General features: G+C 46.2%; 16 protein-coding genes. 9 read left to right on the plus strand and 7 right to left on the minus strand.

Annotation, left to right across the window (positions count from 1 at the left end; genetic code table 11):
• Positions 1–107: 107 nt before the first annotated feature.
• The 3 genes from speA to CWE08_RS11480 are packed head-to-tail and all read right to left on the minus strand — an operon-like array spanning position 108 to position 4,018.
• A complete protein-coding gene (gene speA / locus CWE08_RS11470) occupies positions 108–2,039 on the minus strand; it encodes a biosynthetic arginine decarboxylase (RefSeq protein WP_126768377.1) in 1,932 nt (643 codons plus the stop codon).
• A complete protein-coding gene (gene speB / locus CWE08_RS11475; RefSeq protein ID WP_126768378.1) occupies positions 2,036–2,953 on the minus strand; it encodes an agmatinase in 918 nt (305 codons plus the stop codon). Before speB ends, speA begins: the two co-directional genes overlap by 4 nt.
• A gap of 51 nt (positions 2,954–3,004) precedes the next feature.
• The gene (locus CWE08_RS11480) at positions 3,005–4,018 is read right to left on the minus strand and encodes an ATP-dependent 6-phosphofructokinase (protein ID WP_126768380.1); all 1,014 of its coding nucleotides are present in this window, start codon (positions 4,016–4,018) and stop codon (positions 3,005–3,007) included.
• A gap of 122 nt (positions 4,019–4,140) precedes the next feature.
• Here CWE08_RS11480 and CWE08_RS11485 point away from each other — a divergent pair, with 122 nt between their 5' ends.
• Positions 4,141–5,202: an Ldh family oxidoreductase gene (locus CWE08_RS11485; RefSeq protein WP_126768382.1), complete on the plus strand. Its 1,062-nt coding sequence runs from the start codon at positions 4,141–4,143 to the stop codon at positions 5,200–5,202.
• Here CWE08_RS11485 and pdxH read toward each other — a convergent pair.
• The 3 genes from pdxH to CWE08_RS11500 are packed head-to-tail and all read right to left on the minus strand — an operon-like array spanning position 5,191 to position 8,620.
• Positions 5,191–5,829, minus strand: a complete 639-nt coding sequence (gene pdxH, locus CWE08_RS11490; RefSeq protein ID WP_126768383.1) for a pyridoxamine 5'-phosphate oxidase — start codon at positions 5,827–5,829, stop codon at positions 5,191–5,193. The two genes, CWE08_RS11485 and pdxH, sit on opposite strands and share 12 nt — an antisense overlap.
• 60 nt (positions 5,830–5,889) lie before the next feature.
• Complete coding sequence (locus CWE08_RS11495) at positions 5,890–6,846, minus strand: DUF3369 domain-containing protein (RefSeq protein ID WP_126768385.1); 957 nt, start codon at positions 6,844–6,846, stop codon at positions 5,890–5,892.
• A gap of 40 nt (positions 6,847–6,886) precedes the next feature.
• Complete coding sequence (locus CWE08_RS11500) at positions 6,887–8,620, minus strand: amidohydrolase (protein ID WP_126768387.1); 1,734 nt, start codon at positions 8,618–8,620, stop codon at positions 6,887–6,889.
• Positions 8,621–8,914: 294 nt separating this feature from the next.
• Here CWE08_RS11500 and CWE08_RS11505 point away from each other — a divergent pair, with 294 nt between their 5' ends.
• From CWE08_RS11505 to glnB, 4 genes are all read left to right on the plus strand, one after another.
• Positions 8,915–9,520 (plus strand): LuxR C-terminal-related transcriptional regulator, encoded by a 606-nt coding sequence (locus CWE08_RS11505; RefSeq protein ID WP_126768388.1) that lies wholly within the window; start codon positions 8,915–8,917, stop codon positions 9,518–9,520.
• Between the two features lie 34 nt (positions 9,521–9,554).
• Positions 9,555–10,079: a DUF1285 domain-containing protein gene (locus tag CWE08_RS11510; protein WP_126768389.1), complete on the plus strand. Its 525-nt coding sequence runs from the start codon at positions 9,555–9,557 to the stop codon at positions 10,077–10,079.
• A 120-nt stretch (positions 10,080–10,199) separates the two neighbouring features.
• On the plus strand, positions 10,200–11,849 hold the full coding sequence (locus tag CWE08_RS11515; protein WP_126768390.1) for an NAD+ synthase: 1,650 nt from the start codon (positions 10,200–10,202) through the stop codon (positions 11,847–11,849).
• Positions 11,850–11,854: 5 nt separating this feature from the next.
• Positions 11,855–12,193 (plus strand): nitrogen regulatory protein P-II, encoded by a 339-nt coding sequence (glnB, locus tag CWE08_RS11520; RefSeq protein ID WP_126768392.1) that lies wholly within the window; start codon positions 11,855–11,857, stop codon positions 12,191–12,193.
• A gap of 32 nt (positions 12,194–12,225) precedes the next feature.
• On the opposite strand, the gene CWE08_RS11525 is transcribed toward glnB, so the two are convergent.
• A complete protein-coding gene (locus tag CWE08_RS11525) occupies positions 12,226–12,951 on the minus strand; it encodes an outer membrane protein assembly factor BamD (RefSeq protein ID WP_126768393.1) in 726 nt (241 codons plus the stop codon).
• A gap of 151 nt (positions 12,952–13,102) precedes the next feature.
• On the opposite strand from CWE08_RS11525, the gene rluD reads away from it, so the two are divergent.
• The 4 genes from rluD (at position 13,103) to pssA (ending at position 18,422) form a co-directional block, all read left to right on the plus strand.
• Positions 13,103–14,071, plus strand: a complete 969-nt coding sequence (rluD, locus tag CWE08_RS11530; RefSeq protein WP_126768395.1) for a 23S rRNA pseudouridine(1911/1915/1917) synthase RluD — start codon at positions 13,103–13,105, stop codon at positions 14,069–14,071.
• Positions 14,068–14,802, plus strand: a complete 735-nt coding sequence (gene pgeF, locus CWE08_RS11535) for a peptidoglycan editing factor PgeF (protein WP_126768397.1) — start codon at positions 14,068–14,070, stop codon at positions 14,800–14,802. The genes rluD and pgeF overlap by 4 nt, the downstream gene beginning before the upstream one ends.
• A gap of 99 nt (positions 14,803–14,901) precedes the next feature.
• Entirely contained in the window at positions 14,902–17,475 is a 2,574-nt protein-coding gene (clpB, locus tag CWE08_RS11540) for an ATP-dependent chaperone ClpB (RefSeq protein WP_126768398.1), read from the plus strand.
• A gap of 125 nt (positions 17,476–17,600) precedes the next feature.
• The gene (gene pssA / locus CWE08_RS11545; RefSeq protein ID WP_126768400.1) at positions 17,601–18,422 is read left to right on the plus strand and encodes a CDP-diacylglycerol--serine O-phosphatidyltransferase; all 822 of its coding nucleotides are present in this window, start codon (positions 17,601–17,603) and stop codon (positions 18,420–18,422) included.
• The last annotated feature ends 535 nt before the right edge of the window (positions 18,423–18,957 follow it).

The raw sequence follows: 18,957 nt of genomic DNA on the forward strand, positions 1-18,957 counted from the left end.
TGGGTGCAATTAAACGTTTTCTGGCAGTTGAAGTCAACCGCTTTTTGGCGTTTGCGGTTCAACTGCTCAGGAAATGCCCATTTCTAGGCGTTTTCCTGAACAAAGGCTTATTTGCGTTCTTCCCGTAGGTAAGTTGTGCCGGCCAAGCATCGCTCGTAAAAATCGCTCCAACGCACACCTTCGCGGGGAGCTAATGAACCTTTACGGATTTGCTTATCGATCGATTTTTTCACCATTTTGGCCATATAATCGGTGTTGTATTGCATGGTTTCCAATACTTTTTCAGCCGAGTGGCCAGGCACAATTTCTTCAATGTAAAAAGCACCTGGTTCATCATCATGGCTAAAAATATGAACTTCCGTTAAACGCCCAAATAAATTGTGCATATCGCCCATTACATCCTGATAAGCGCCGGTTAAGAACATGCCAATCGGATAGGATTCGCCTTTTCGAAGGCGATGCATTGGAATGTTATCGCTGATGCTATTTCCTTCGATGTATTTACCAATTTTCCCATCGCTATCGCAGGTGATATCGGCGATAGATATCCGCACTTCCGGCTTTTCATGCAAGCGCGTAAGCGGCACTATTGGCAATAACTGGCCAATGGCCCAAGTATCGGCGGCCGATTGGAAGATCGACATATTGGCAAGGTATTGGCTCGCTAATGCATCTTCTAATTCATCGAGTTCTTGAATTTGCCGAGTTTCATGGTCTAAGGCATGGTGAATATCGGTAAGCACGCGCCAATAAATGGTATCAATTTTCGCCATCTCACGGATCGATAAGATACCGAGCTTAAAGGCTTCATAAGCACTTTGCTTGTATGCAGCAGCATCGTTGTAGCGCTCTTGTGGATGAATATCGTTGCCGTTTACAAGCTCGCGCATGTTACTGACAAGTACATGCTCACCTTCTTCCGGGCTGAAATCAAAATCAGTAGCGCCGGGGTTCACTTCGCCAACCACGTTTGTAACTACCAAACTGTGGTGTGCGGTGATGGCCCGGCCACTCTCGCTGACGATACTTGGATGAGCCACTTCTTCAAGATCACAGATTTGTTTGACGCCATAAACGATATCGGCAACATACTCTTCCGTGGAGTAATTGCGGGAAGAATCTGTGGTGGTACTACTGCCATCGTAATCAATACCTAAACCGCCACCGATATCGAGATACTCTAAAGGAACGCCCATTTGCACTAATTTCGCGTATAAACGTGCGCCTTCGGTTACCGCTTCTTTTATTTTCCGGATATCCGAAATCTGGCTGCCAATATGGAAATGCAGTAGTTTTGCGCAGTGCAACATATCGTGGCTTTTCAAATATTCCATGGCATTTACGATTTCTGCAATGCTTAAACCAAATTTTGCCCGATCGCCACTAGAGCTCGACCACTTCCCGGTGCTGCGAACCATCATTTTTGAACGCAAACCAATCATCGGATCAATCTTGTATTTTTTCGATAACCGCACCAGCATTTCAAGTTCAGAGAATTTCTCAACGACCACAATCATCTTGCGGCCAATGTGGCGTCCCAATAGGGCAAGGGTTAAATAATCTTCATCTTTATAGCCGTTCAAAATTGTTAGGGCTTCAGGATTCTCGTTGTAAGCCAAAACAGCCATGAGTTCCGGCTTTGAGCCGGCTTCTAACCCGTAGTTGTAGGCTTCACCGGCATCCAGAATTTCTTCTACTACTTCCCGCATCTGGTTCACTTTGATCGGGTAAACGCCGACATACTTACCTTGATAATCGGCTGTTTCGATAGTATCGCGAAAAGTTTCGTTAATGATTTCTACTTGTGAGCGTAAAATATCGTGAAAACGAATAACCGCAGGGAATTCGATACCCTCGGCTTTCATTTCCTCGAGCACTTCGTTCATATCAATGTACACATCGGGCTTGCGATGGTTTGGCGATATTTGAATGTTGCCATGTTCGCCAATGCTGAAATAGCCTGCACCCCAGCGGTTCACACCGTACAAGGCTTCCGCATCTTCAATGTTCCATTTTTCATTCAAGCTTGGGGCACTCATGCGCGGCTCTCCTCAAGTACAAGTAACAACTCGCGGACAATTTTAGCCGCGAATACATCTGAATTTCCGGTGGGATCGATTTGTGGTGAAAGCTCAACAACATCACAACCCACGAAGTTACGCTCTTTGAGTAGCTTGATGAGGCTCACAAACGAATGAAAATCTTCACCGCCGGGCTCGGGTGTGCCGGTGCCGGGCAAAAATGATGGATCGAAATAATCTAAATCCAGTGTTAAATAAATCGGGCGATCGGCTGGTATGGCCGCCACGCTATCGAGAAAATCTTTACGTGAAGTACGCACGGTTTTGTGCTCGCGCATAAACGCATATTCTTCGCGCGTGCCTGAACGAATACCATATTGGATGAGCTCGTGGCCGGGCCCAAAATGGTCGAGCGCCCGGCGAATAATTGAGGCGTGAGAATAATGATAGCCAGTAAAGCCATCACGCAGATCGGCGTGAGCATCCAAGTGCAGCAATACAAGATCCGGATATTGCTCTAGATACTTAACAATGGGCGCATAGGAAATGGAATGCTCGCCACCAAGTGTAAGTATTTTTATATCGTTGGCCTGTATATCGATGGTATCGAATACTTTTTTGAAATCATTGCTCGCTTGCTGCCACTGCGCTTCCACATCAGTGCTATCACCAAGCTGTAAATTCCCTAAATCGAAAAATTCGTAATCCTCTAAATCGCGATCTAAGTATGGCGAATACGATTCGATATCCTCAGAAACGGCACGCAGGCCGTCTGGCCCGTAGCGCGTGCCTTTACGAAAACACGCTGTACCATCAAAGCCAAAACCGATTACATAAGTATGATTCGATGTGATATCGGTTGCCAAATCAGCACCAAAATAGGCACGCACTGGCTCATCAAGGTTTACTGAAATAGGGAATATGTTTGCCAATTGTTTAACCACCTTTAACTGTGAATTAATGCGCTTTAAAAAGGGCCGCCATTATGCGGTTTTCGCAGTTGTTTTTGAAGCTAAATTTACGCCTTGCAAACCTTGCTGCAATTGCACCAAACGTCGGTCGAGTGGTTTATCTCGAGCTAGGATTGAATGGAGCGGTACCTCAACTACGTGCTCTTGTTCGAGGCCGATCATAATGCTGCGTTTATCTTCAAGAATAGCAGATACGGCCGCTGCCCCAAGTTGCGTTGCTAATATGCGATCTTGTGCGTTCGGCCGCCCGCCCCGTTGAATATGGCCTAGCGGGCAAGGATGGCAAGTTACGCCAGTGGCTTTCGATAGATTATTACCGAGTTCATGTACGCCACCCGGCCACAAATTCTCGGCTACCACAACAACATAGCTACTATCTGGAAAGGCTTTTCGCGCTTGCAAAATATTATCCGCCATTTCTGCTAATTTTGGTTGCGGCTCAAGCTCAGGAAGCAGCATGGCCTCAGCCGCGCCGGCAATGGCGGCATGTAAGCCGATAAAGCCGGCGTGCCGGCCCATCACTTCAATCAAAAACACCCGCGCCATGGCTTCTGCGGTTTCCCGTACTTTATCGATAGCATCCATGGCGGTATCCACGGCGGTGGCGAAGCCGATGGTTGTATCGGTACCGGCGATATCGTTATCAATGGTGCCAGGAATACCAATTACTTGGCCTTGCCAGTGTTCCTGCAGGTGTGCGGCGCCGCGAAACGACCCATCGCCACCGATCACGATCAGCGCGCTGATACCGTGGCTATCGAGTACTTCTGCAGCGGCCTGAGCGGAGGCTATCTCACGAAACTCAGGAAAGCGCGAGCTCTTTAAAAAGGTACCGCCGCGCTGGCTCACTAACCGCATATCATCTGGGTGTAGGGGTTGCGCTAAATTTTGAACGATGCCACGAAAGCCGTGGCGAAAACCCACAACTTCTACGTTATCCTGCCAAGCAGTATTTACAATAGCTCGAATACACGCATTCATGCCCGGCGCATCGCCGCCGCTGGTGATCACAGCGATCTTATCCATCTTCTTTTCCTTTCCTCAGAGATTCGGTAATCTGGTTAATCTTACAGCTTAACGGACGAAAGAGCGCTGACCAAGTATGATTTAACCGTTACACTGTATTTTTTGAGAAAAAAGGCTGGTTTATGACCCAAGTGAGAGTAACAAAAGAAAGCTTGCTAACCTTTGCAACGGCCTGCTTTGCAAAAGCGGGAGCGGAAGCAACGATTGCCAAAACGATGGCGGAATCTCTTTTATGGGGCGATCTTTTAGGTTTTCGTACCCACGGCATGCGCCGGTTACCCTACAATGTGAAGCAATTACAAAGCGGTGCAGCTCGGGGTGAGGGTAGTGTGCAAGTGCTGAATAGTAGAGCAGCCGTTGAAACTTGGGATGCCAATGGGTTGCCTGGCTTGTTTGTGGCACCGCAAGCCGTAGAAAAAGCTTGTACTATGGCTTTGCATGCCGGTACCGGCACCGTGGTAGTGCGGCGCTGCGAACATGTAGCGAGCTTGGCAGCTTACTTGCAAATAGCCACTGATAGAGGGCTGTTAGTTAACTTGATGGCGGCAACACCTGCACAATCAAGTGTTGCACCAGCAGGCAGCAGTAGCCGTGTTTTTTCGCCTAACCCTTATGCCATTGGTGTACCAACCAATGGCGCGCCGCTCTTGTTGGATATGAGTTTTTCAGTAACTGCTGCTGGCAAAATACGGCAAGCCTATGATCGCAATGAGCTCCTACCTTGGCCTGCAATTGTTACTAAAACCGGTGAGATTACCAATAACCCAAAGGCTTATATCGAAGAGGGTGGTGCTATTTTACCTTTGGGAGGAGCCGATTTAGGGTACAAGGGTTACGGCTTATGTTTACAGAGCGAATTATGGACATTAGGTTTGAGTGGTTATGGCCGCGCGGAAGCCGTTGCTGATGGTGAGCAAAATACATTTTTTGTGCAGGTTATTGATCCTGAGGCGTTCGCTGGGAAGGCTGCGTTTGTTCGTGTGGCGGAAGATTTATTAACCCGTTGTTTAGATGCGCAGCCCATTGATTCGAGCCAGCCTGTACGAATTCCTGGTAGCGGCGCTTTGGCTAATTTTCAGGAGCAAACCGAGCGGGGTGTGCTCCTTGATGAATTAACTTGGCCTCGATTGCAACATTGCGCTAAAAAGCTTGGCGTAGAGTCGCCGGCGGTGTTAGGGCTGTAGCCGTTGTAACTGCCAATTTTCTGAATGACGTTGATAGCGAAAGCGATCATGCAAACGGCCGCTGCGGCCCTGCCAAAACTCTATGCTTTCGGGTACAACTCGGAAGCCACCCCAAAATGATGGTAATGGTAGTACCGGCTCTTCGGCGAAGCGTGCTTCAACTTCTGCTAACCGTTGTTCCAAACTTTTGCGATCGGCAATGACTTGGCTTTGTTGCGATGCCCAGGCACCGAGCTGGCTGGCACGCGGCCGAGATTGAAAATAGTGTGTGTTCTCTGCTGTGCTTAAGCGTTCGGCTTTACCGGTTATGGTTATCTGCCGCTCTTGCTGCAACCATGCAAAATGTAAACTGCAATTTGGATTACGAGCAAGCTGTTGGCCCTTTTGGCTCTCGTAATTGGTATAAAATACAAACCCTTGCTCGCTAACGCCTTTCAGTAGAACTACTCGTTGTGTTGGCTGATTATCCGCGCATGTGGTCAATACCATGGCGGTTGGGTCGGTATCGCCTTGGTCTTCTAATGTATCATTAAACCAAAGTTGAAATTGCTCGATTGGATCTTCCAACAAATCGCTTCGTTGCAGAGTGCGCTGGGTATAATCGCGGCGGATTTGATCGATGCTCATAGCAGCTAATACTCATTTAATTTAGTAGTTGAATGTGAACGTGAAATTTATCGATATTGATCAAATAGAGTTATTCAGTAATGTAGCGTGCTCGAAGGCAATGGCGGTGTTGTTCATGAATAAACTAAGTAAATGCTTATCTGTTTCACTTAGTTCGCCAATACCTTTGATAAATAGCAAGTAATATTGAGATTTCGAAGTTTTATAAAGGCCGTAGTAGGTGTCATCTGCTATTTCATAAGCTACTGATTCTTTGCGCTGGCGCAAATCATTTACAATGCGTTGTGCATCACTGTTTTTTAGCAGTTCCCCTACACGCTGGGTGTATTCGCCGGTGGCTGCAATAATCTGCAGTGGCTGATCAGTATCAGCACTGGCGGTGTAGCCCGCAGGATTTATCTTGCAGTAGGCCGCGGTTTGGGTGCGGGTGAGTAGGGCTACAAGCTGCTCTAATATGCCTTGGCTCAGTTGGTTTACTGATTGCGCTGAAAATATTTCCGCCGAGGCTTTGATAATGCGTTCAAGCCCGGATTTGTAGTGCTCAATGGCTTGTAAATCACGAAATGCACGCAAGCTCGAATACATTAACGTCATTAATTTGCGGTACGTTAACTCAGTTTTTTCTTTGTAATCATCGATATCATATTTTGCGATAACTTCTTCTTCCGGAGCTTGCCCAGGCTGCCCGGTGCGCAAAACGATACGAATTAACTTATTCTTTAACTCTTCTCGTGTCCACCGCGCTACATCTAAACCTGCATGATCAGATTCCATCACGACATCAAGCAGCATCAATGCGAAATCATTCCGCTTAGCTAGCATTTCTTTTGCTTCTCTAGCGGAATACGCGGAGTGAAAAGCCAAAGGGCGTTTATCGAGATGAAAATCAGCCAACGCCATTTTTGTAATAACGTGTATTTCCTCATCGTCATCAACGATAAGAATGTGAAACGGTGGCTGTGGTTCTATCGGTTGTGATTGAACGCCTTCATCGGCAAACAGAAATTCATCGGCCATAACTATCCTTTATAAATTATCCCTGATACACGAAAGGAATCTAAATCGGGCGTTTGTAAACTTCTTTGCCAGCAACGAAAGTATATTCAACGCGAACGCGCCAAAGATCCTCAACTTTCATGCGCAGGGGGTTCTGATCTAGTACAATAAAATCAGCCCACTTGCCTGGCTCTAAACTTCCGGTTTCTTGTTCATAGTGGCCCGCGTAGGCGGCGTCGAGAGTGAAGCTGCGCAAGGCCTCTTGCAGTGTCATGCGCTGTTCCGGATACCAGCCCTCTACTGGCTGGTTATCACGGTCTTGCCGCGTTACAGCCGCGTGAATACCGTAAAATGGATTGGCAAGTTCAACTGGAAAATCTGAGCCTGCAGCAATAAGCGAGCCTTGATCAAGAAATTCACGCCAAGCATAGGCTCCGGCAATACGCTCTGAACCCACGCGATCTTCGGCCATGTTCATATCGCTTGTAGCGTGGGTAGGTTGCATCGAAGGAATGATATCGAGGGCAAGAAAACGCGGAATATCCTCCATACTAACAATCTGCGCGTGTTCAATACGGTGCCGATAACTATGCTCAGATTCTGCCAAGCGAGCAAACTCATTTAACGCTAAACGATTCGTGTAATCGCCAATGGCATGGTAGTTGATTTGAAAGCCATGGTTGTGAGTAAGGCTGAATAGCTCACGAACGCGGTCCTCAGGGTTAATCAGCAAACCGATATTATCGGCATCATCACTATAAGGCTCTATTAATCGAGCACCGCGGCTACCAAGAGCGCCATCGCCATATACCTTTACACTATTGATTTGTAGCATATCGTTATCACTACGATAGGGGCCTGCAGCCAGGAGTTCGGCTAAACGAGGCTCACTTGAGGCGATCATAGCGTTCACTCGTAAAGGCAATTGGTTAGCCTCTGCAAGTTGTTTAAAAATGTTGAGCCTACGCGCATCTACGCCGGCGTCATGAACTTGTGTGATACCCAATGAAAGTAGGTGTTGGAATGCTTTATCGTTTACCTCGGCAAGTTGCTCATCGGTTGCTTCCGGAAGCACTGCTTGCACCATCGCCATCGCCGTATCGATTAACACACCGGTTGCTTTACCGGAGTTATCACGAATGATTTGGCCTCCGGGAGGATCTACCGTGTCGTCGGTAATGCCAGCAAGCTCCAGCGCTTTACTATTTGCCCAACCCGCGTGTGCATCAACACGCACTAACCAAACCGGGCGATCACTAATTACTTCGTCTAAATCTTGCCGTGTTGGAAATTGCCGGTCAGGCCAAAGCTCTTGGTTCCAACCGCGGCCAACAATCCATTCGTGATGGAGGTTATCGTCAGCGTAATTAGCTACGGTTGCTACCGCTTGCGTTCTACTTGTGGTACCGCGAACATCAACCTGAGTTAAATTCTCTCCTAAACTAGAAATATGGCCATGAGCATCTATTAAACCCGGAATAAGAGTTCGGCCCATTAAATCTACTTTTTTTGCGCCTTGGTAATTATCAACCAATTGTGAAGTTCCGGTGGCAACAATTTTGCCGTTTGCCACCACCATTACCGAGAAATTTAATAGGCGTGCGTTGTTACCGGGCTCACCGGTGAAAGTGAAACCATCGAAGTTATGGAAGACAGTGTGGTTACTGAAATCACCACCTTGCGTGTTTGCCGAAGCAACGCTATACACAAGCAATAAAGAACTCATCAGCAAAGTTAACGCGCATTGAAGTTGCCGAGCCAATAATAAGTTCGAAAGAAGTTTAAATGCCTTCATCGCAGACCTTTTCCGTCACCCAAAAAATGTTAATTATCAATATACCGGTTTTTTCTGTTCAGTACAGGGTAGAAAAAACTTCTTAAGTACAACACTAGAGGTTTAGTATTAAAGGCATATAGCGTTAATACTATAACTTTCGTTTCGTTGGCCCATAACAGATATTTAATTTATAGGCTTAAACCTAACATTTATTTGGGATATTTGTTAAAATTTAGAAACACAAACGAGATCCGCTATCCGCAAACTTCTTGTAAAGAGAAGCGGTTGTTACTCAAGAGAGCAAAAGCGATTATGAAGATTCTGATTATAGATCCGCAATTTTTAACGCGAACAGGGCTGATTCACCTGCTCACCTCGCAACCGGGGTCGGTTGCGATTTATGAAGCAACAAATCTTGAAGTGGCAAAAAGCTATATTAATTCTGGCGAAACCTACGATTTAATTTTCTCGGAATTAGATTTGCCGGATGCGGATCATCGATTTGTGATCAATACACTTCATGGCATTGCGCCGGATGCTCATATAGTGTTGTTCACTTGGCGTAGCAGCACTGCTGATATTCAAACTGGCATTGGGCAAGGTGCTCAGAGTTATTTACGTAAAGATGCTAGCGCTGAAAGCGTGAAATTAGCGATTCATGGTTTACTTCAGAATAAAGCCTATTTACCCGTAGATGATTTACCCTACCGTAAACAAACTGAGGCAGATAGAAAGCTATCGCCACGGCAGCGAGAAATTATGCAATTGCTGGCTCAAGGCCTATCAAACAAAGAAATAGCGAATATTTTAGGTATCACTGAAGGCACAATTCGCGTGCACTTATCTGCCATATTCAAGGCGATTAAAGTATCTAACCGAACTGAAGCTACCTTATGGTATTTACTGCGGCAGAATTAAGCCATGAACCAATTGTATTCGTGTGTTGAGCATTATGGATTTAACTAAATTACAAGCCAGCCTTGAGCACCAGCATCGCGCACCAGTAGAAAAGTGGGATCCGCCGTTCTGCGGGGATATCGATATCCGCATCGCCGCGGATGGGCAATGGTTTTATATGAACTCACCCATTGGCCGTATTGCTCTCGTTAAACTATTTGCGAGTGTATTGAAGCAAGAGAATGATGAATTCTTCTTGGTAACACCAGCGGAGAAAGTTCGTATCAAGGTAGACGATTTACCCTTTGTGATAACTACTTGGCAAAAAGTTACCCAAGATAGTGTGAGCTTTGTTCAGGTAACCACAAATGTTGGTGAGCGCTACTTGCTGTCTGAGCATCATCCTTTGGTGCTAGATAAGGAATTACCCGCTGTTGTAGTGCGTGATAATTTACGAGCCCGTGTGCATCGTAATGTCTATTATCAATGGGCAGAAATTGCCGAGAATTCAGAAGCTGGTGAAGCGGCTGGATTTTATTTGTGTAGCGGCGGTAAGCGTTTCTTGCTTGCTCCAGCCTGAAGTTTGCGAGGTTTCGAGCGTTGCTATATTATTCGCAGCCTGTAGAGCTATAGTAGCAAACACTTAGCTGAACAATGATTTAAATACATTGTTTTATGTTGCTTTGAATTGGATGTGGGCATGCACTTACCTTTGAATATTACCTTGGCGCAACTCAACCTTACCGTAGGTGCGATTCAAGCGAATAAAGAAAAAATTCTCGCTGTTATTGCGGACCATCAAGATTCCGATCTTATCGTTTTCCCTGAGCTCGCCATTACTGGGTATCCGCCTGAAGATCTCCTTTATCGGCCGGATCTTTATCAAGTTGTATCGGCTGCGCTTGAGGAAATAAGAGCGGCAACAACGGAAGTAGCGGTGGCTGTTGGGCATCCAGAAACTGATGGTGACACTTATTGGAATGCGCTTAGCGTTTTTTCTGAGCAGCACAAAGTAGCTACTTATTTTAAGCGCAAATTACCAAATTACGGTGTGTTCGATGAGCAGCGCTATTTTACCCGGGGTTCAACACCTACTGTTTTCGAGTTGCAAGGTGTAAGAATTGGCCTACTCATTTGTGAAGATTTGTGGAGCCCGGATGCGGCACGCCAAACTCGTGAAGCAGGTGCTCAAGTTTTAGTGTCGGTAAACGCTTCGCCGTTTGAAGAATACAAATACTCACAGCGTTTACAGGTGCTCTCGGCACGCTGTAAAGAAACTCAATTGCCTTTGGTGTATGTGAATACTGTAGGTGGCCAAGATGAAGTAGTGTTTGATGGCAACTCCGTAGTGCTTGATGCAAAAGGCGAGGTAGCGGTGCATTTACCCCACTGTGAAGAAGCTGTGGTAACTGCCTGTTTTGAAGGTTTGCAGCCGGTGCCGCACCCCCTACCTGTAGTGCCGGAAAACTCAGCAAGCATTTATCAAGCGTTAGTTTTAGGTTTGCGTGATTATGTTGAAAAGAATGGTTTTCCGAGCGTACTTCTAGGCTTATCTGGCGGCATTGATTCGGCGTTAACTTTAGCTTTGGCCGTTGATGCGTTAGGTGGTGAACGCGTAAGAGCAGTGATGATGCCTTATCGCTACACTGCTGATATCAGTGTAGAGGATGCGCAAGCACAAGCCACAACTTTGGGTTGTGCGTTTGATATTGTGCCAATAGAGCCCATGGTTGATAGCTTTATGGCAACTTTAACGCCATTGTTCGGTGATGTTGCAGCCGATACCACAGAAGAGAACCTGCAGGCTCGATGCCGCGGTGTGCTATTAATGGGGTTATCGAATAAGCATGGTAGTTTATTGCTTACTACAGGTAATAAAAGCGAACTAGCCGTGGGCTATTGTACGCTTTATGGTGATATGTGTGGTGGCTTTGCACCTATCAAAGATCTGCCGAAAAGCTTGGTGTATCAGTTGTCGATATATCGAAATACACTCAACCTGAAAGATCAGCCGGCGATACCTGAGCGGGTAATTACTCGGGAACCATCGGCTGAATTGGCGCCAGATCAAAAAGATCAAGATTCACTGCCGCCCTACGATGTGCTGGATGAAATTATTGATGGTTACGCCGAACGCGATCTTTCGATTGCTGATTTAGTTGCATTGGGATATTCCGAGGCACTAGTAAAAGATATTATTCGTAAAATAGAGCGAAATGAATATAAACGCAGGCAAGGTGCGGTGGGGCCAAAGGTAACACGCCGCAACTTTAATAAAGATCGCCGCTACCCGATAACTAATCATTATGTGCATACATTGATGAATTCATTTGCGAGCAACAAGGGTTAATCGTTATGAAAAAAATTGAAGCAATTATCAAGCCGTTTAAATTAGACGATGTTCGCGCTGCTTTATCGGAAGTGGGTATTGCCGGCATGACAGTTTCCGAAGTAAAAGGGTTTGGGCGGCAACGAGGGCATACCGAGCTTTATCGTGGCGCCGAATATATGGTTGATTTTTTGCCAAAGGTGAAGCTTGAAATTGTTGTTGCGGATGATGATGTGGATCGCTGCGTGGAAGCTATTATTGAAACGGCACAAACTGGCAAGATTGGTGATGGGAAGATATTCGTTTCAGGCGTTGAGCGCGTAATTCGAATTCGCACTGGTGAAGAAAATGAGGACGCTATTTAAACGATAGCGCCCTCTCTAAGGTAATCATTTAATTAGAAATTAGCACTCAGCACTTGGCGAGCGTCGGCAGCTTCTTGCTCTAACCCTAGTGCATCGTAACTCGCAATCATAATTTCGAGTGCTCGTTTTGATTCAATAACATTTGGAAAGTTTTCCAAAATGTAAACGCCACGATTAGCAGCCGCCATGTAGGCTTCCCGGCGCAAGTAATATTCAGCTGCAGCAAGTTCGTGCTGCGCTAAACGGGCTTGAATACCCACCATACGTTGCCGCGCATCTGCCGCGTACTTGCTGTCTGGGTGGCGTTGAACCAATTCCGCGAAATCATCAAAGGCGCGCTCGGCATATACTGGGTTTCTATCGCTTCGTTCGATGTTAAACGCATCTTGGAAGAAAGCACCTTCAGCTTGCAAATGCACTAGGCCACGCATGTACCGCACGTAATCGTTATCCGCGTGATTCGGATTTAACGAAAGGAAACGATCGATAACCGTAAGTGCTTGTTCTTCTCTACCCACTTTGTAATTGGCATAGATCAAATCGAGTTGCACTTGCTGGGCATAGGGCCCAAAAGGATAACGGGTATTGATTTGCGTTAACAAGGCCCCTGCATCCGCAAAGCGCCCATTTTGTAAATACTCTTGTGATAATTCGTACAAGTTTTCTAGTTCAGAGCGTTGAATATCGGTATCTGAACGAGATGAACATCCACCTAAAAATAATACTGCGCAGATGGCAATCGAAAGAACTACTCTCATGGTTAACCTGATCTCTTTTATTTTTCCGTTGAATTCCCTGGGATGTTTATCATCATCTGAAGTACACTAGGTACCAATTTCAGATTGTAACGCACTAATGCAACGATCAAAAGCAACGATGCACAGCACGAGGATGCATAACGCAGGTTCTATGACAGATTATGTGAAACAAACAGCAATAATTACTGAAACTCTTTTAGGTGCAAGGTTGGACCAAGCATTGGCTGAGTTGTTCCCTGATTTTTCGCGTTCGCGATTAAAAACATGGATACAAGAGGGGAATGTTCAGGTTAACGGCCAAGTGGTTACCAAGCCAAGGGAAAAAGTGATTGCCGGGCAAGAGGTTGTTTTGGAGGCCACGCTTGAACCTGAGGTATTTTCCGCGCCAGAGGCAATTGCGCTCAATGTCGTGTATGAAGATGATGATATTTTAATTATCAATAAACCAGCCGGATTAGTAGTTCACCCTGGGGCTGGCACACCAGATGGTACTTTGCTCAATGCACTACTCCACCACTGTGCCACTTTAGAGCAACTGCCTCGCGCAGGGATTGTGCATCGTTTAGATAAGGAAACCACAGGTTTGATGGTGGTTGCTAAAACCTTACCAAGTTATACGGCGTTGGTTGCTGCACTGCAGGCGCGAGAGATTACGCGGGAATATGAAGCCGTTTGTACTGGCGTGATGACGGCCGGAGGGTCAGTAGAAGCCGCCATCGGCCGGCACCCAACTAAGCGCACATTGATGGCGGTAACGCGCACAGGCAAGCCAGCCGTTACCCATTATCGTGTTGCGGAACGTTTTCGTGCGCATACACGCTTGCGGTTGCGTTTAGAGAGTGGCCGAACGCATCAAATTCGCGTGCACATGGCACATTTAACTTATCCACTTGTTGGCGATCCCCAATACGGCGGTAGGCCACGGCCGCCCCGGCAAGCAAGCGAGGCATTTATCTCGTTGCTCAGAGGCTTTAACCGGCAAGCACTTCATGCCATACGGTTAGCTTTGGTGCATCCCCGTACTGGTGAAATGATGGAGTGGGAAGCTCCACTTCCAGATGATATGCAGCAGTTGTTGGCAGCCTTGCGAGCGGATAGTAAGGAACATAAAGAAGTATGATTCGTGGTTTGCTGCCGGATTGGCCAGTGTCCGATTGTGTACAGGGGTTCAGCACTCAGCGCAGTGGCGGTGTCAGTGTAGCCCCGTTTAGCAGCTTAAACCTAGGTGCGCACGTGCAGGATTTACCTGCGGCAGTTAAAACCAATCGGAAACGCTTAAGTAAACATTTAAAGTTACCGCAAACGCCAATTTGGCTAAACCAAGTGCATGGTAATGGCGTTATCCGAGTTTCCGAGAATGGCTGCAAAGATATTCCGGAGGGCGATGCGGCGTATACAGATTGTGCAAACACACCACTGGTGATCATGAGTGCTGATTGCCTACCCGTATTGTTAGCTACTGAGGATGGCAAGGAAATTGCCGCTGTTCATTGCGGTTGGCGCAGTTTGGCAAGCAATATCCTTGGTAATGTTTTGGCTGAATTTAATTCCCCTGCGAGCAAGATACATGCTTGGATGGGGCCAGCAATTGGGCCAACGGCTTTTGAAGTAGGTGAGGATGTTCGCACTGCAATGCTGGGGCTGCATGCGGATTTAGCAGCAGCGTTTAAACCACAAGAAGCAAAATATCTTGCTGACATCTACGCCATTGCCCGCCAGCAACTCACTTGGCATGGCGTGAAATCTGTGTCGGGTGGTGGTGAGTGTACTTTTAACCAGCCAGAAGATTATTTTTCCTATCGCCGTGATGGCAAAACAGGCCGAATGGCTACATTAATTTGGCGCGTGTAAATATATATTTACGATTTTTCATTTTTAACCTTGAATTAGCCTAAAACATACCCACATTAACTGTATTGGCATCCCTTAATGCTTTCAGTGAGGTAAATCATGGGTATGGAACGTTTTACAAGCAAATTTCAATCAGCCATTGCTGAGGCGCAATCGATGGCGCTTGGCCGTGATCACCAGTTTATCGAGCCTGTGCACATCATGCTTGCACTTATGAATCAAGATGGCGGATCTGTGCGCCCACTGTTGCAGCAGTTGGGTGTTGATATCGCAACATTTAGAACCGAATTGAGTAAGATCCTCGATAGTGTTGCCGAAGTGCAGGGCACTGGCGGTGATGTTCAGATTTCCCGCGATAGCGCGAACCTTTTAAACTTATGCGATAAATATTCGCAAAAGCGTAAAGATAGCTTTATCTCTAGTGAGCTATTTGTTCTTGCTGCCACCGAAGATAAGGGCAAGCTTGGCGCGCTCTTAAAATCCCAAGGCGTGGAAAACAAGCAAGTTGAAAAAGTAATAGCCGACCTGCGCAAGGGCCAGAGTGTTGACGATGCAAACGCGGAAGAGCAACGCCAAGCGTTACAAAAATATACAATTGATTTAACTGAGCGAGCCGAGCAGGGCAAACTTGATCCGGTAATTGGCCGCAATGAGGAAATTCGCCGTACGTTGCAAGTGTTACAGCGGCGCACTAAGAACAACCCAGTTTTGATTGGCGAGCCTGGCGTTGGTAAAACGGCCATCGTAGAAGGGCTTGCCCAGCGTATTGTAAACGGTGAAGTACCTGATGGCTTAAAGCGTAAACGTGTACTTTCTCTTGATTTAGGAGCTTTGCTAGCTGGCGCTAAGTATCGTGGTGAATTTGAAGAACGCCTGAAGGCGGTATTGAATGAACTGCAGCAGGAAGAAGGCCAGGTTATTTTGTTCATTGATGAGCTGCACACTATGGTAGGGGCTGGTAAAGCCGAAGGCGCTATGGATGCAGGGAACATGTTAAAACCGGCCCTTGCGCGGGGTGAATTACACTGTGTTGGTGCTACTACATTAGATGAGTACCGCCAATATATTGAAAAAGATGCTGCTCTAGAACGCCGTTTCCAAAAAGTATTGGTAGATGAACCTTCGGTTGAAGATACCATTGCGATTCTGCGTGGCTTGAAAGAGAAATATGAGTTGCACCATTCGGTTGAAATTACCGATCCGGCGATTGTGGCGGCAGCTACTCTATCACACCGTTACATTAGCGATCGTAAACTCCCGGATAAAGCCATTGATCTGATCGATGAGGCGGCTTCAAGTATTCGGATGCAAATGGATTCGAAACCAGAGGAATTAGATCGGTTAGAGCGCCGCATTGTGCAATTGAAAATAGAGCAACAAGCCTTGGCAAAAGAGAAAGATGATGCCAGTAAGAAGCGCTTAGAAAACCTCAGTAATGAGCTAAGTGAGCTTGAAGGTTCATATGCCGAGTTAGAAACGGTATGGAATAGTGAAAAGATGGCGGTGCAAGGGCATCAGCACATTAAAGAACAGCTAGATCAAGCCAGAAATGATCTTGAAATTGCGAATCGTGCTCGTGATTTGAACCGCATGGCAGAGTTACAGTACGGAAAAATTCCAGATCTTGAGCGGCAGCTCGAGGTGGCGCTTAGTGCTGAAATTCAGGAAATGACACTGCTGCGAAATCGCGTAACCGATGAAGAAATAGCCGAGGTTTTGGCACGCTGGACGGGTATTCCAGTTGCTCGAATGTTGGAGAGTGAGCGCGAGAAGCTCCTGCAAATGGAAGATAAGCTGCACGAGCGTGTTGTTGGCCAGCATGAGGCTGTAGTTGCGGTGGCGAATTCCATTCGCCGCTCGCGAGCCGGCTTGAGCGATCCAGATCGGCCAACAGGCTCGTTCCTATTCTTAGGCCCAACTGGGGTGGGTAAAACTGAATTGTGTAAGGCGCTTGCCCGGTTCATGTTCGATTCCGATGATGCAATGGTTCGTATAGATATGTCGGAATTCATGGAAAAGCATAGTGTGGCGCGTTTAGTAGGCGCTCCTCCAGGGTATGTTGGCTATGAAGAGGGCGGTTATTTAACTGAGGCGGTTCGGCGCCGTCCGTATTCAGTTGTACTTTTAGATGAAGTAGAAAAAGCGCACCCAGATGTTTTTAATATTTTACTGCAAGTACTCGATGATGGCCGGCTTACCGATGGGCAAGGCAGAACAGTAGATTTCCGTAACACGGTAATTATCATGACATCGAATTTAGGCTCACACCTAATTCAAGAGCATGCTGGAGAAGTAGCGTACGAAGAAATGAAATCAATGCTGGGTGATGTGTTAAGAACCGCATTCAAGCCAGAGTTTTTGAATCGAATCGACGAAACCGTGGTGTTCCATCCACTTGCTGATTCGCATTTGCATCGAATTGCGAAAATTCAATTGCAGCGTTTGTTTGATCGCCTTGAAAGCAGAGATTATAAACTTGAAGTGAGTGATGCAGCCATTAATCAGTTAGCGGAAGCAGGGTTTGATCCAATATTTGGAGCGCGGCCGCTAAAACGGGCAATCCAGAGTGAGCTTGAAAATCCTCTAGCCCAGAAAATCTTGGCTGGGACTCTGATTCCAGGAAAAGTGATTAAGGTAGATGCAGGCGAGCATGGCCTAGAACTCTCCCAGTAATAGGCTATAAAGTACAAATTAAGCAAAAGCGCTACCTCAGGGTGGCGCTTTTTATTTATAGTGCGCAGTTATGCTATGCTCTGCTATAAATACAACGCCTAAAACCTATAACTATAGGAAAAACTATGCCAGACCAAAATAAGCACCGTGGTATTTATCTGTTGCCGAATCTATTAACAACCGCAGGTTTGTTCTCCGGTTTCTACGCTATCGTTGCATCAATGAATGGTAGCTTTGAACTCGCTGCTATCGCAATTTTTGTGGCTATGGTTTTTGATGGGCTCGATGGCCGGGTTGCACGATTAACAAATACACAAAGTGAGTTTGGTGCTGAATACGATAGCATGGCTGATATTGTTTCTTTCGGAATTGCCCCTGCTTTAGTGGCATACAATTGGGCGCTCTACGATGTTGGAAAGTTAGGCTGGCTTGCGGCGTTTATCTTCGTTGCCGGTGGCGCGTTACGATTGGCTCGTTTTAACACTTCAACTTCTACATCGGACAAAAAGTATTTTCAGGGCTTAGCTATACCAAGCGCGGCTGCGATAGTTGCAGGATTAGTTTGGGTTGGTGCTAAATATGATTTCGAACCAGAAAATGTGAGCTTCATCGTTGTCTTTTTCACAATCGCTTGCGGCCTATTGATGGTAAGCAATTTTAAATACCATTCATTTAAAGATGTGGATTGGCGTGGCAAAGTAAACTTCCTCGCTATTCTTTTGGTTGTTCTAATCTTTGTAATCGTGGCAACCGAACCTGCATTAGTTTTATTCTTGCTGTTCACAGCCTATGCAATATCAGGCCCTGTTTTAACAATTAAGAATGTAAACAAGTTAAAGCTCGAACACATTTTAGGAGACCAGAAAGAAGAAGTTGATCTTTCTGATAGCGAGAAAAAATCTGAAGAACCGAAAGATGCTTCAGTGGACCGCAAAGGTAAAGACTAAGCTTTTGCAGCTACTTGAATCTGAAAAAGACTAAGAAAAGAGATAAAATCAAGATAAAGCCGTAAAAACGCAACAAAACTTGGCGAAATGTAGCTTTTTCTTCGAGCCCGCTATTGAAAAGTAGCGGGCTCTTTTGTTGATTAAATGTAGCGAAAATGGCGCCTTGCTCGGGAAATGAACCAGATTTGGTGAAAGTTCGAACGAACAATCATTTTTTACTAAAAAAAAGTGATTTGAGGGGTTGCGTGATCAAATCTGATCTATATAATTCGCCTCCGTTGTCACCGAGGTGTCAGCGGGTAGGAATCGAGCAAAATTGATTTAGTAAAAATTGAAATCAAGCTCTTGACTTCTTCACCGGGTCGCGTAAAATTCGCTTCCCTGCTACGAGCTCCACTGAGCCGAGCAAACGTTCTTTAACAATATATCAAGCCAAGTAATCTGTGTGGGCACTTGCGCAAGAAAAGCATCAACCAAACGCCATTTCGGTGGCAGGTATGAAAGTTTACTTTTATACCAAGGTTCAGCTTTCGAG

The organism is Aliidiomarina iranensis (genome assembly GCF_003987135.1).
In the GTDB taxonomy this organism is placed as follows: Bacteria; Pseudomonadota; Gammaproteobacteria; order Enterobacterales; family Alteromonadaceae; genus Aliidiomarina; species Aliidiomarina iranensis.